Here is a 13,919-nt window from a genome sequence, read left to right as displayed (position 1 = left end):
GAGGGATCAGGCATATCAATATCACAGATGTAATAATTCAGTTGCCCAAAGCTGATCTATGCAAAGGAGAGAGATGCCATGGAAATTGGTATGTTCCAGACGCCGTTCCTGCCGCCCGAGCGCACGCCCGCCGAAGTGTTCGACTGGGCCGTCGCGCAGGCTGTTACTGCCGATCAGGCTGGTTTCAGCGAATACTGGATCGGTGAGCACATCACGCTGAACTGGGAAGCCATTCCCAGCCCAGAACTGGTGATCGCCGCCGCCGCGCGCCAGACCGAACGGATCAAGCTGGGCCCCCTGGCCCACTTGCTGCCTTATTACCATCCCGCCACGCTGGCCGCCCAGGCTGCCTGGCTCAGCCACATCCTCAAGGGCCGCTACCAGATGGGCGTGGCACCCGGCGCCTATCCTAGCGATGCGCGGCTGCGCGGCATCAAAGACATGTCGAAGAACCACCGCATGATGGGCGAATCCGTCAAGATCATGGAAATGGTGTGGAAGGGCGAACCCTTCGAATATGAAGGCGAATTCTGGAATGCCGGCCTGCCCGAGGGCGACGCAGCCCACCCGGTGCGCGACCAGAAGCCGTGGGGCGGCACCATGCCGATGGCGATGACCGGCCTCAGCCCCAATTCTCCCTCGATCCGCTATGCCGGCGCCCACGGGTATTCGCCCTGCTCGGTTTTCTCCAGCAATTCGGCGCTGATCGACCATTTCGACATTTTCGCCAAGGCCGCCGCCGATGCCGGGCGCCCGGGTGACCGCACCAAGCACCGCGTCGTGCGCGACGTATTCATCGCCGATACCGATGCTGAAGCGCGCAAGCTGGCGCTGGAAGGCGGCATGGGCCGGGCCTGGACGGAATACTTGCTGCCCACCTACCATTCGTTCGGCATTGCCCAGGCACTGGTAGAGGGCACCGACAAATCCGTTTCCGACGTGACGCCCGAATTCCTGGCGGACAACTTCTGGATCGTCGGCTCGCCGGAGACGGTGGCGGAAAAGCTGGAAGCCTGGACCCACAGCCTCGGCGGCGGCTTCGGCACCCTGCTGCTCTACAGCTACGACTACATCGACAACCCCACGCCGTGGAACGAATCGATGCGTCGCCTAGCGCAGGATATCGCGCCCAAGCTGCCCAACGGCGCGTTTGCCAAGGTGGAGGCTTGAATGACCGACACCGCCACTCTTGCCACGCCCGCGGCTGACCTGCCGCCAGACCGGATCGTCGACTTCGATATCTACAACCCGTTCCACGGCCAGTTCGATCTGCACGTGGCTTGGGCCGAGCTGCAGAAATCGACCCCGCACGAAATCGTCTGGACCCCGCACAACGAAGGACACTGGATCGCCCTGTCGCCCGAACTGATCACACAGGTCTATTCTGATGCCACGCGCTTTTCCAGCCGCGTGGTGCTGGTCCCCAAGTCCACAGCGGGCGAAGCCTATGCCGAATTCATTCCGCTATCGCTGGATCCGCCGGAGCATCGTCCGTTTCGCAAAGTCTTGAATGACAAGCTCTATGGCGCGGCAATCCACCCGCTTGAGCCCAAGGTGCGCAAGCTGACGGCCGACCTCATCGACGGCTTTGTCGCCAATGGGCGCTGCGATTTCGTGCATGAGTTTGCCGAACAGCTACCCCTTCGGGTGTTCATGGAACTGGTCGATCTGCCGGTCGAGCATCTGCCGCGGCTCAAGCATCTGGCCGACCAGTTCACCCGCCCCGATGGCAGCATCACCCCCGCCGAGGCGACCGAGGCATTCAAGGCTTATATTGCCCCGATCCTGGAGCAGCGACGTGCCGAAGGAGGGCAAGACCTGCTGACACACATCGCCACGAGCGAAGTCAACGGTCGGCTGATGACGTTGAGCGAAGCGGCCAGGCTGGCGATCCAGGTTCTGGTCGGCGGGCTGGACACCGTGGTGAACTTCATGAGCTTTACCATGCGGGCCCTGGCCCAGGCGCAGGAGGTTCAGGCCCGTCTCGCCGCCAATCACGATCTCCATCACGCCGCTATCAACGAATGCTTGCGGCGCTTACCGCTGGTCTCTTCCGCACGCGAAGTGATCGCCGATACAGTGGTTGATGGGGTGCAACTGCGGGCGGGCGATATGGTCGTTGCGCCGACCGAGCTCTATGCGCTCAGCCCGAAGATGAATGAGCGTCCGCTCGACTTCGACTTGGACCGCAAGGTACGCAACCACATGGTCTTCGGCAGCGGCCACCATACCTGCCCCGGGCAATTCCTCGCCCGGATGGAAATGAAAGTACTGCTGGAGGAATGGTTTGCCCGTATCCCCCGGTTCGAACTCGAACCGGGCCAGACCCTGCGCCACCGTGGCGGCATCGTGGGCGGATGCGAGCCCTTCATCCTACGCTGGGAAACCAACTGATACTTTGGCGGGCGCGTCTCGCTGCGCGCCCGCCCGCTTACTTCCAAAGGCCAAAAATTCGTGATTACACTCAATATTGTGGATCGCCAGGGCAATACCACGCCGATTTCGGCTCCCACCGATATTTCGCTGATGGAAGCCATCCGCGACAACGGGTTCGACCAGTTGCTGGCGCTGTGCGGCGGTTGCTGCTCGTGCGCCACCTGCCATGTCTATGTCGAAGGCCCACTGGCCGAACTAGACAGGTCGGACGACGAAGACGACCTGCTTGATTCATCAGCGCACCGCAACAGTGCTTCGCGGCTGTCCTGCCAGGTCCGTCTGTCGGCCGAACATGACGGTTCAACTGTCCGGATCGCACCTGAAGATTGACCCAGTCGACAATCGAAGGAGTCAGGCGGCACCCTTTTTCTCCTGACACACGCTGGATGGTGCCAAAGGCCCGACGCACATATTCCGTCGTGCCTATTCATCTCAGGACTCGCCGTGCATCACCGCTTCGACGGACCGGGACCGCGAAGACGAGGCCGGGGGCGAAGACTTCGTTCCTTTTGCCAGGTCGGCAAGATCATATCAGGCGAATCACCCACAAAACGGGATGCTTTTGAGCCGCATAAGTCGTTGCTGGACTCAAACCCCGCAGCAAGAACGTTCGAAGGTATCGATGTGGGTATCGGCCTCAGGCTCTCATCAAAAACGTCGCGATTCTCGGCGGTTGCGGGCCAATTTCGAGTCCTCTCCTGGCACCACTTTCTCTCTTGGCCGGATAGCCCGGCCCTTCTTCCAAATTGCCCGCAAAAAAATGGAATGGCCCCGTTCCGTTTTGATTGGAACAGGGCCGCAGGCTTTGGTCAATGGGTCTGCGCGGGTTCTGCGGTGGCTTGCTCGGCCAGCAGGTCCTGGCCTTTTTCGCCCAGCATCATGCCGATCAGTGCGGCCAGCGGGCCGCCAGCAGCACCGCCCTCTCCCCCGGTGCTGATCTGGATGCGGGGCACGATGTCCACGCCCGACTTTTCCAGCGCCTCGGCCAGGCGTTCCACAATCTGGCGGGTCAGCTGGTTGTGCGCCCCGCCCGAGGCTTCCACCTGCTTGGCGATGGTTTCGGCCGTGGCCAGGCCGGTCTTGGTGATGCGCTCGGCGTCAGCGGCGGCAAGGGCGATCATCTTGGCCGCCTCGCCCTCGCCGATCAGGCGCACGCGTTCGCCTTCGGCCTTGGCCAGGGTGCGGGTCTGCTCGGCCTGTTGCGTGGCCTGGCGCAGGGCCGCCTTGCCTTCGTTTTCGCGCACGATGATCGAGAGTTCGGACTGGGTGATCGCGGTCTGCTGGTTGGCGCGGGCCTCGGCCTCGCGCAGGGCCTTTTCCCCTTCGGCGGCGATGCGCTGCTTTTCATACGTGGTTACGCGTTCCTCGGCCACCTGGCGTTCGCGCAGCTGTTGCAGCACTTTCTCGATCTGGTCGTTGCCGGCGCTGGCGCGCGGGGTGCCGATCAGCACTTCCTGCATTTCCAGGTTATAGGTGGCAAACTTGGTGCGCATTTCCGCGCCGGCCTGCTCCTGGATGTCGCTGCGTTCCTGCAGCAGTTCGATCAGCGTCTTCTTCTGGGCGATGTTCTTGAAATAGGCCGAAACCATCGGGTCGAGCGTCTGTTCGACCAGTTTCTTGATATCGCCAAAGCGCTGCACCACCAGCGGCGCCTTGCGATAATCGATGTGCACCACCACCGAAAGCGGCAGGGTGGGTTCGAACGCATCGCGCGTGATCAGCGAGACTTCGGACAGGTTTTCATCGAACTTGTGCTGGCCGATGGTGTCGCTTTCCCACTTCAGGATGAAGTTGGTGGTGGGCACGATCAGGATTTTGCCGGCATAGGTATTGAACGCATATTTGCCCGGCAGCAGCGGCTCGCTCCACACCCCGCGCGATCCACGCGCGACGAGTTCGCCGTGGCGATAGTCGTCACCCGAGGTGTCAGCCGTGTCGTTGCCGGTATAGCTGATCACCACGCCGACATGGCCCACCTCGATCACCGTCTTGGCCACCATTTCCACCGTGGCGAACAGGCGGTTGATGTAATAGCTGCCTTCCACCAGCACTTGCAGCTGGCGCCCGCGCCGGCCGCCAGCGGCAATGAACTTTTCCGGGTCCTGGAACGAGTTGTGGAACGTGGCGGCATCGGATTGCTCCGTCCCCACTTCGGGCGCGATGATGTGATCGGCGTTGAGCGCGGGACCATCGTGCACCGTGACGATGCCGATCTGGTCTGACGAATCCTTGATCACCACGGCTTCAAAGCCGTTGCGCCCGGCAATCAGCGCCTGCATCTGATCGAACAGGTCGCCATCGTTGGCGCTGAGCATCAGGCCATAGATGCGATCGCGGGTGACGATCACGAACTGCGCGGAATTGATCGCATAAGTGCCTTCGCGCAGGATTGCGCGCTGCGGGCCTTTTTGCCCACCGCCCGACAGAAACGCGCGCACATCGAGGAAATCGGCCGTCTGCGCATTGCTCGCCAGGGTCTGCGTCGGGCCGAGCGGCGCACCGTCACGGGCAAAGACATAGCCGACCTGGCCCTGGGGAATGGTCACCAGCGGCTGGCTGTGGATGCGATACTGGAACGGGAAGAAGAAGTGATAGCCGCCGCGCAGCACATCGGGCTGGAACCCGGCTTCGCCGCGCAAGGCAATCAGGCCATCGGTGATCGAACCGGCGCCGCTCCACAGCTTTTCAACCACGGCAACGCGGTTGTTGCCGACATAGCGCACGCAGCGCGAGGCCACGAACAGCACGAAGACGAACGCAACGAGCACGGCACCGCTGCCGAGCATGATGGAATCTGGCATGAAGGACATCCTGTGGTGTCTGGAAAATCAGGGGCACACGGCACCCCATCGCGCGCGGCGTGCAGCGGCAAAGGCCGCATGACACCGCGCCGATTGGCGGGGAATACCGGTAAGGGGGTGCGGAGCGCGCACGCGGCGCGGCTCTCGCCAGGCGCAATCAGCCCTTAAGGACGCAAGGTGCCCGGGCTTTCAAACTTGTGCTTGGCGGAAGTTGGCCGAACGATCGTCCAGGCCGAAGGGAAGAAGTGCACACCCATGGGTGCTGTTGCCCTGATAAAAGCCGCGAAATGCGACCGGCATCTCTTCTATGCCTGTTTCAAGTTGAAATCCACAAGAATCGCAATGTCACAAAGTATCCTGCCTGTCGTGATCGGCCCGGTACTTGAGATCGATGTAGCGCGCCATGACCAGCGCCTGATCCTGCGCCTGGCCCACTTGCGCGCGCACCTGCGCGTCAAGCGCATCGGCCAAGGTGGCAAGCGCCTGTGCGGTGTGGCGCTGCAAGGCCGCATCGGGTGCGGGCGCTGCGCTGCTCGCGGCCAGCAGCCGCACGATGTCGGCCGCGATCGGGCCGTTGCCGGCCTGCGCCGCCAGCGCGGCAATGCGATCGAGCTGGGCATCGGCATCCGCGCCAAAGCGGCCGCGCGCCGCTGCCATGGTGGCGTAGAGATCGGGCGCATCGGACCGGGCCTTGGCCCTGCCCCGCCGGTCGGTCAGCGCGGCAAGGCCGCTGGCCACCACTGCCGCGCCGCCATAGGCCGCCAGGAACCAGCCGCCCAGGCCCAGCGCATGCGGCAGCCACGCCGCCCAGGTGCCCGGCGCATGGCCCAGCGCCGCATCGGCCACCAGCACCAGGCCATAACTGGGCGCCAGGAAATGCAGCGCGACGCCCGCCACCAGCCGGCCCCGGCCGATTGGCCGACCGACAGGCCGGCCACCTGGGCGGGCGGGAAGATGAGAGACGGCCATGCCGGAAAATTCCTTGTCGCGCGCACCGGGCGCTGGTCCATTGCTGCCCGATTTGCCGCGAAACTTGAAGCAATTTTGAGGGCTTGCCCTGCTGGACGGCGGCTTGGCCAGGCGATACGCTTGGGCATGGGGCAAGGGACCGCCCCTATTCTTCCGGGGGGTTGCTTGGGCGTTTTCAACAAGGCTGCGGCACTGGCCGCGGTTTCTGCGCTGCCGCTGGCGGCGCTGCTGCCGGTGGCGATTGCGCCCGCACGCGCCGCGCCCGTGGCCGAGCATGGCACGCCCCCTGCGCGCGACACGCTGGCCCGCCCGGCGATTGCCCCACCCGAACCATGGGTGCTGCCTCCCGGTGCCGCGCCAGAACCAAGCGCTGCCCAAGGTGCCGGTACGGTCGACCTGTTGATGGACGAGCAGGCCCGCCTGATCGAGGGCGGCACCAGCACCTATCGCGCCAACCGCTTTCGCATCGCCACGGCGCAAGGGCTGGACAATGCCGCCCTGCAACTGAGCTGGGACCCCAGCCTGGAGACGCTGACCCTGCACCGCTATCGCATCCTGCGCGGCGACAGCGTGATCGACTTGCTGGGCGATGGCAGCGCGCTGTCGGTGGTGCGGCGGGAAAAGAACCTGGAAGACGCGATGCTGGACGGCAAGCTGACCGCCTCGCTCCAGCCCGACGACTTGCGCGTGGGCGACGTGATCGACATTGCCTATACCCTCACGCGGCGCGATCCGGCGATCGGCGGGCGCGCGCAACTGGTGCTGGGGCCGCCCGATGGCTTTCCCCTGGGGCACTATCGCCTGCGCGTGACCTGGCCGGCTTCGCGGGCCGTGCAGTGGCGTGCCTGGCCCGGCATGGTCCAGCCCAAGCTCACCCGCCAGGGCGACACCATGGAACTGCTGGCCGAAAAGACCGATTTCGTCACCCAGCGCGCGCCCACCGGGGCGCCGGCGCGCTTTGGCCTGGTCAACCTGGTGGAGCTGACCGAATTTGCCGATTGGCCCAGCGTTTCGCGCACCGGCCATGCCTTGTTCGATGCGGCCGAGACGCTGAAGGCCGACAGCCCGCTCAAGGCCGAGATCGCGCGGATCGCCGCCGCCACGCCCGATCCGGTGCGCCGCGCCGAACTGGCGCTGATCCTGGTGCAGGAACAGGTGCGCTATCTGTTCATCGGCATGAACGATGGCGGCTTTGTCCCCGCACCGGCCGACCTGACGTGGCAGCGCCGCTTTGGCGATTGCAAGGGCAAGACGGCGCTGCTGGTGGCGCTGCTCAAGGGCCTGGGGGTGGATGCGCGGCCGGTCTATGTCGATACCGACAGCGGCGATGCGGTGCCAGCGCGGCTGCCGGCGATGAGCCTGTTCGATCACGTGCTGGTGGAAGCGCGGATCGGCGGGCGCAGCTATTGGCTGGACGGCACGCGCCAGGGCGACACCCGGCTCGATCGGCTGGAAGTGCCCGATTATCACGCCGGCCTGCCGGTGACGGCGCAGGGCAGCACGCTGCTGGCGCTGGCCCCCACGCTGCCCACCGCGCCAACCGTGGTGACCACGCTGGACCTGGATGCCAGCGCCGGGGTGGAAGTGCCTGCCCCTGCCAAGGCGGAAATGCGCGGGCGCGGCGAGACGGCGGCGCGCTGGCGCATGAAATATGCCGGCCTTGCCCCGGCCGAGCGCGAACGCCAGCTGCGCAAGCTGTGGCGCGATGTCTATGATTTCATCACCCCGCAGACCGTTTCCGCCGGCGTGGAAGAAGCCACCGGCGACTATGTGCTGACCATGACCGGCAGCGCCAAGATGGAATGGGTATCGAGCGGAACGACCCGCTGGTACGAGCTGGACCGTGCCCGCGTGGGGTGGAAACCCGACATCGAGCGCGACGGCACCTTGCTGGCCGATGCGCCGTTTGCGTTCGACTATCCCGATTGGTGGGCCAACCGCGAAACCGTGCACCTGCCGCGCGGCGGCAAGGACTTTGCCTTGCAGGCCAGCGACGTGGACGAGACGGTGGGCGGGCTTTACACGTTTCACCGCAAGGTGGCGCTCAAGGGCGACACGGTGACGATGGAGAACGACACCCGCGCGCTGAAAGGCGAATTGCCCGCCGCCGATGCGCCCAAAGTGCGCGATCGCATGGCCGAGCTGGGCAACCACGGGCAGTTCATCCGCCTGCCCACGTCCTATGAAGCGACCGACGCCGATATGGCCGCCCTGGCCGACGACACGCCGGCGCTCGCGCATGCCTGGCTGATGCGCGGCGCGGTGGCGTTCGACAAGGGCGACATGGCCGGCGCCATTCCGTCGCTCAAGGCCGCGCTGGCGGCGGACGACAAGCAGCTTTACGCCCGCAGCCTGCTGGCCTTTGCCTATGCCGCCAAGCGCGATCCGCAGGCCCTGGCCGAGGCAGACGCCGCGCTGGCCGCCGATGACAAGCAGGACATGGCCTGGGCCGCAAAGGGGCTGGTGGCCTTGCAGAACAACCGCATGGGCGACGCGGTTGGTGCGTTCGACCGCGCCATCGCGCTGGACAACCGCAACCCGCGCAGCCTGGCCGGCCGGGCCAGCGCGCATCTGGCGCTGGGCCATTACGCCCCTGCGCTGACCGATGCCGACGCGGCCCTGGCACTCGAACCAAGCATGCCTTTGCAACCGTTGCGCGCCGTTGCTCTGTCCATGCTGGGCCGCAACGCCGAAGCGCTGACCACGGCGGACAATGTCTTGGCCGTCAACCCCGATGACCGCATGATGCGCGGCATGCGCGCCCAGATACGCAAGGATGAAGGCGACACGACCAGCGCGCTCGCCGATGCCGATTGGCTGGTCGCTCATGACGGCAAGGCCAGGGATTACGTCAGCCGCGCGCAGCTTCGCCCCGCAGAGGGCCGCGCCGCGCGCCTGGCCGACCTGGACAAGGCCTTGCAGATCGATCCCGACCATGTCGACGCGCTGATCCTGCGCGCGCGGATCAACCGCGATGCCGGGAATGGCGCGGCGGCCGATGCCGACCTGGCGCGGGCGGCGAAACTGGCGCCGGATTCGCTGCCCTTGGCCTCTGCGCGGATGGACGCCCTGGCCGATCAGGGGCAGATCGACAATGCCCTGCGCCTTGCCAGCCAGGTGCAAGCCACGCATGCCAAGGATCCTGAGGCCTATAACCTGGTGTGCTGGTTCAAGGCGACGCATGGCGCCGCGCTCGACACGGCTGGCGCGGATTGCGACACGGCCGTGCGCCTGGCTCCTGCCCGGCCCGACTTTCTTGACAGCAGGGGCTTTCTGCATCTGCGCCAGGGCGATGCCAAGGCGGCGATTGCCGATTACGATGCCGCGCTGCGCGTTGCGCCCAACCTGATCGCCTCGCTTTATGGCCGGGGCCTGGCCTATGCCCGGCTGGGCGAGCGTGACCGCGCACTGGCCGATCTTTCCCGCGCGCGCAGCCTTTCGCCCGGCGTGGACAAGACCTGGGCCGGCTATGGCCTGACACCGCCGGCCGGGTTTGGGCCAAGTCCGGCCCCGTGATCGCTCAGCCGATCTGCTTCCATTCGCCCGGCGCCAGGCCATCGAGGGTCCAGTCGCCGATGGCCCAGCGCACCAGGCGCAGCGTGGGGTGGCCGACGGCGGCGGTCATCCGCCGCACCTGGCGGTTGCGGCCTTCGCGCAAGGTCACTTCGATCCAGCAATCGGGCACGCTCTTGCGAAAGCGCACCGGGGGCACGCGCGGCCACAGGTCTGGCGGATCGATGCGGCGCGCGCCGGCGGGCAGCGTCATCCCGTCCTTCAGCCGCACCCCGCGTCGCAGCGCGGTGAGCGCGGCCTCGTCCGGCTCGCCCTCCACCTGCACCAGATAGGTCTTGGCAGCCTTGAACCGGGGATCGGCAATCCGCGCCTGGAGCCGGCCATCGTCGGTCAGCAGCAGCAGCCCCTCGCTATCGAGATCGAGCCGACCAGCGGGGTAGACGCCGGGCATCGCGATGTGATCGGCCAGCGTGGGGCGCGCCGGGCCTGTGGGCTCGGCCGAGAACTGGCACAGCACGCCATAGGGCTTGTTGAACGCGATCAGCGCCATGGCCGGTCAATCCGCCCAATCATCATCGTCATCGTCGCCATGATCGAGGACCAGCGTGCCCTGGTCGATCAGCGCGGTAACCAGCGCCGCCGTGCCCGGTGCCCTGGCGAGCGCGGGATCGAGCAGCACCAGCGCGCCGCCGCACAGGGCCTCTGCCAGGGCAGGCTGCACGCCCGCGTGGCACTGGCCATCGGCAAAGAGCAGCGCCGCCGCGCCATCGCGGATGAACGCCAGGCGGTGGGCTGGATTGCGCTGCAACGCCCCGCCTTGCGCCAGGTGCGCGGCCACTTCGGCGGGATCGGCCGGTTCCTCGGGCCGCCAGTCGGTTTCGGGATACTTGGCCTGCGTGTTCATCTGCCCGAACCAGCGGGCAAAGGCGGCACGGTCGGCCAGCGCCTCCAGCGTCATGGCGTGCAGCCGGTCGAGCGCGGCGGGAGTGATCTCGCCGGGATGGTCCTGCAAGGGCAGGTCGGGATCGGCATAGCGATCGGCGGTGGCATCGGGCATCTCTTCCAGCGCATCGGCCACGTGGGCGCCCCAGCCTTCCACCAGTTCGCCACGCGCCGGCGCGCGAAAGCCGATGGAATAAGTCATGCAATCATCGCCCAGCGCCACGCCATCGTGGGCGAAGCCGGGCGGCACATAGAGAATATCGCCCGGTTCCAGCACCCATTCCCCCGTGGCGGCAAAATCGGCGATCAGCGCCAGATCGGCACGGGGCTGGCGCGGCGTGGCGGCATTGCAGCGCGGCCCCACGCGCCATTTGCGGCGGCCCAGCCCCTGGATCAGGAACACGTCATACTGGTCATAGTGCGGGCCAACCCCGGCGCCATCGGTGGCATAGCTGATCATCACATCGTCGATCCGCCAATCAGGCACGAAGCGGAACGGTTCGATCAGCGCCGCGACATCGGGCACATGCTGGTCCACCGCCTGGACCAGCAGCGTCCAGGGATCGGCGCCCAGGCTGGCAAAGCGGTCTTCGGCCAGCGGCCCATGTTCCAGCGTCAGCCCGCCCGGCCCGCGCACGATCAGGCGCGATTCCACCCCCGCCTCGCACGCCAGGCCGGCCAGTTCATCGGGTTCGAGCGGATTGGCCCAATCACCCCACGGATTGCGGATCAGCAGCGGCTGTTTCTGCCAGGCCGTGGCCAGGAACCGGGCGATGTCGAAGTGGGCAAGATGCATGGACGCGCTCATGCGCCGGGCCAGTGGTCTTTGTCAAAAGACCATGGGGTTGCCTTGAATTTGCCGCGCCCTCGTTCCATGCAGGGCGCCAGGAGAAGATATGCCCAAACGCGCCAAGAAAGACGACAAGCCCGACGCCGAAACCGAAGTGGCCGATGGGCTGATCGACGGTTTCACCACGCTTTCGGGCGCGCCCAGCAACGATCCGCGTGCGCTGGAAAAGGCGCTGGGCCTGCGCGTACGCCAGTTGCGCCGGCAGCAGGACCTGTCGGTGGCTGATCTGGCCGCGGCCGCCGGGCTTTCCACCGGCATGCTCTCCAAGATCGAGAATGGCCAGATTTCCGCCTCGCTCACCTCGATCCAGTCGCTGGCCCAGGCGCTGAGCGTGCCGATCTCGTCGCTGTTCGCGCTGGCCGAAGAGCGTCACGATGTGTCGTTCGTGGCGGCGAGCCAGGGCGTGAAGATCGAGCGACGGGGGACCAAATCGGGCCACGTCTATCAATTGCTGGGCCATCTGCGCGCGGGCGACGTGGCGGTGGAACCCTATCTGATCACCCTGTCGGACGGGGCCAGCCCCTATACCAGCTTTTCCCACGCCGGGACCGAGTTGATCCACATGCTGGAAGGCAACCTGGTCTATCGCCACGGCGATCGGCGGTTCGAGCTGGCGCCGGGCGACACCCTGCTGTTCGACAGCCAGGCCCAGCACGGCCCGGAAACGATGGGGCCGGGCACGCTGCGCTACCTGTCGATCATCGTCTATCCGCGCGGGAACGGCGCCGCCTGATGCGCCTGTCATGAAAACGTCTTGATGGGGTTATAGCGCCCCGGCACGGAAGGAACGCCCCCCGTGCCAGCCCGATCTGTATCCCATCCCAGCGCTGCGGCCAGAGCCGCGCTGACCCCGCCGACAGTTGTCGCCTGGGTGGCGCGGCACGTGGTGCCGGCAGAGCCACGGGTGCGGGCAGCATTGCTGCGCGCCGGCGTCAGCCCGGCCGACGCGGACGATCTTGTCCAGGAAGCCTATTGCCGCTTTGCCGCAATGGCCGACGTGACCCACATTGCCGAGCCTGGCGCCTATTTCATGACCATGGTCAAGAACCTGCGGCGCGATGCCTTGCGCCGCGCGGCGGTGGTAAAATTCGAAGACATTACGGAAAATGCCGCGCTGTTCGTCACCGAAGAAGCACTGGGGCTGGAAGCCGTGGTGGCGGCGCGGATGCAATTGCGGCTGGTCGAGCGACTGCTGGCCACCCTGCCCGAGCGCTGTGCCACGATTTTCCGGTTGAAGCGGATCGAAGGTCTGCCGCAAAAGACCATCGCCGCACGCCTGGGCGTCAGCGAAAGCATCGTGGAAAACGATGTGCAAAAGGGACTGAAGGCCATCCAACGGGCCATCGGCAACCGTGAAGGCACTGGGCCTGAAGGCAAGGAATGGACGGGAATTGATCAAGGGCGGGCCAGAACAACCGGTTGAAGACGGCACCGCCCATTGGGCGGCCCACTGGGCTGCCCGCATCGATGCAGAGCCCGACAGCGCACACGACCCTGACCTGGCCGCCTGGCTGGACGCCGATCCGCGCCACGCCGGCGCCTTGCTGCGCGCGCGGGCCGTGCTGGCGATGTTCGCCCCCGATGCGCAAGCCGCGCCGGCCGAGCCGGTGCCGCTGGAAAGCCCGCCACCCCCGCGCCGCCACCCCCGCATTGCCATGCTGGCCGGGCTGGGCGCGGTGGCAGCCGCGCTGGCACTTGCGCTGCTGCCGCGCGGGGGCATGGCCGTGGCCACCGGCACGGGCGAAGTACGGCGGCTGGGCCTGGCCGATGGATCGTCTCTGGCCATCGATGCGCGATCGCGGCTGACGGTCGACGTGGTGCGTGGCGGCCGGCGGCAGGTGGCCATGACGGGGGGCCGCGCGCTGTTTCGCGTGACGCACGATGCCGCCCATCCGTTTCAGGTGGTGGCCGGCGGCGTGACCATCACCGACGTGGGCACCGTGTTCGAAGTGACGCAGGACGAAGATGCCGGGACGGTGGACGTGATCGTCAGCGAAGGCGCAGTGCGCGTGGCAACGCCGCTGGGCACGCGCCTGTTGGTGGCCGGGCAGCGCGGCCGCTTTGCGGCCAGCGCGCCGCCCCCGCCGGCCCAGGCCGTGGACGCCACCACCCTTGCCCGCACCGCCGGCTGGACGGAAGGCCGGCTGGACCTGAACGGGGAAGTCCTGCGCGAAGCGGTGGCGGAGATGAACCGGCACAACCAGTTGCAGATCGCGCTGGGCACGCCCGCCTTGGGGGCAGAACCGCTCTATGGCGCGTTTCGCCTCAACGATCCCGTGGCCTTTGCCCAGGCGGTGGCCGCGAGCGTGGGTGGCCGGGCGCGGCTGACGACCGATGGCCTGGTGATCGAGCGCTGAACCACATTTTTTGCGAGCGCCTTTAAGGAAACCGACCCGGCCCTTCGTCAC

Annotated in this window: 11 protein-coding genes; 7 read left to right on the top strand and 4 right to left on the bottom strand. The window is 66.3% G+C overall.

Features of this window, described 5'->3' with window-relative positions; all coding sequences use genetic code 11:
* Positions 1-78 precede the first annotated feature (78 nt).
* The 3 genes from FHW94_RS00305 to FHW94_RS00295 are packed head-to-tail and all read left to right on the top strand — an operon-like array spanning position 79 to position 2,766.
* Entirely contained in the window at positions 79-1,170 is a 1,092-nt protein-coding gene (locus FHW94_RS00305) for an LLM class flavin-dependent oxidoreductase (RefSeq protein ID WP_168553822.1), read from the top strand.
* Positions 1,171-2,394, top strand: a complete 1,224-nt coding sequence (locus tag FHW94_RS00300) for a cytochrome P450 (RefSeq protein WP_168553821.1) — start codon at positions 1,171-1,173, stop codon at positions 2,392-2,394.
* A gap of 60 nt (positions 2,395-2,454) precedes the next feature.
* Positions 2,455-2,766 carry a 2Fe-2S iron-sulfur cluster-binding protein gene (locus FHW94_RS00295; RefSeq protein ID WP_168553820.1) on the top strand — a complete coding sequence of 104 codons (312 nt, stop codon included), beginning with the start codon at positions 2,455-2,457 and terminating at the stop codon, positions 2,764-2,766.
* 479 nt (positions 2,767-3,245) lie between these two features.
* On the opposite strand, the gene FHW94_RS00290 is transcribed toward FHW94_RS00295, so the two are convergent.
* Positions 3,246-5,237 carry an SPFH domain-containing protein gene (locus FHW94_RS00290; protein ID WP_168553819.1) on the bottom strand — a complete coding sequence of 664 codons (1,992 nt, stop codon included), beginning with the start codon at positions 5,235-5,237 and terminating at the stop codon, positions 3,246-3,248.
* Positions 5,238-5,582: 345 nt separating this feature from the next.
* Entirely contained in the window at positions 5,583-6,206 is a 624-nt protein-coding gene (locus tag FHW94_RS00285; RefSeq protein ID WP_168553818.1) for a hypothetical protein, read from the bottom strand.
* 165 nt (positions 6,207-6,371) lie between these two features.
* On the opposite strand from FHW94_RS00285, the gene FHW94_RS00280 reads away from it, so the two are divergent.
* Positions 6,372-9,722 (top strand): DUF3857 domain-containing protein, encoded by a 3,351-nt coding sequence (locus tag FHW94_RS00280; protein ID WP_246865832.1) that lies wholly within the window; start codon positions 6,372-6,374, stop codon positions 9,720-9,722.
* Between the two features lie 4 nt (positions 9,723-9,726).
* On the opposite strand, the gene FHW94_RS00275 is transcribed toward FHW94_RS00280, so the two are convergent.
* Both FHW94_RS00275 and FHW94_RS00270 read right to left on the bottom strand, forming a co-directional pair.
* Positions 9,727-10,269: a pseudouridine synthase gene (locus FHW94_RS00275; RefSeq protein WP_168553816.1), complete on the bottom strand. Its 543-nt coding sequence runs from the start codon at positions 10,267-10,269 to the stop codon at positions 9,727-9,729.
* Positions 10,270-10,275: 6 nt separating this feature from the next.
* Positions 10,276-11,457 carry a cupin domain-containing protein gene (locus FHW94_RS00270; protein ID WP_168553815.1) on the bottom strand — a complete coding sequence of 394 codons (1,182 nt, stop codon included), beginning with the start codon at positions 11,455-11,457 and terminating at the stop codon, positions 10,276-10,278.
* A 100-nt stretch (positions 11,458-11,557) separates the two neighbouring features.
* Between FHW94_RS00270 and FHW94_RS00265 the strand changes: the two genes are divergently transcribed.
* The 3 genes from FHW94_RS00265 (at position 11,558) to FHW94_RS00255 (ending at position 13,868) form a co-directional block, all read left to right on the top strand.
* Positions 11,558-12,244, top strand: a complete 687-nt coding sequence (locus tag FHW94_RS00265) for an XRE family transcriptional regulator (protein ID WP_168553814.1) — start codon at positions 11,558-11,560, stop codon at positions 12,242-12,244.
* A 63-nt stretch (positions 12,245-12,307) separates the two neighbouring features.
* Positions 12,308-12,934: a sigma-70 family RNA polymerase sigma factor gene (locus tag FHW94_RS00260; RefSeq protein WP_349237413.1), complete on the top strand. Its 627-nt coding sequence runs from the start codon at positions 12,308-12,310 to the stop codon at positions 12,932-12,934.
* Positions 12,903-13,868, top strand: a complete 966-nt coding sequence (locus FHW94_RS00255) for a FecR domain-containing protein (protein WP_168553813.1) — start codon at positions 12,903-12,905, stop codon at positions 13,866-13,868. The genes FHW94_RS00260 and FHW94_RS00255 overlap by 32 nt, the downstream gene beginning before the upstream one ends.
* Positions 13,869-13,919 lie beyond the last annotated feature (51 nt).

It is taken from the genome of Novosphingobium sp. SG720 (assembly GCF_012275365.1).
Taxonomy (GTDB): domain Bacteria; phylum Pseudomonadota; class Alphaproteobacteria; order Sphingomonadales; family Sphingomonadaceae; genus Novosphingobium; species Novosphingobium rhizosphaerae.
Note: the sequence above shows the minus strand (reverse complement) of the source record. Positions and strands in the feature narration are given on the sequence as shown.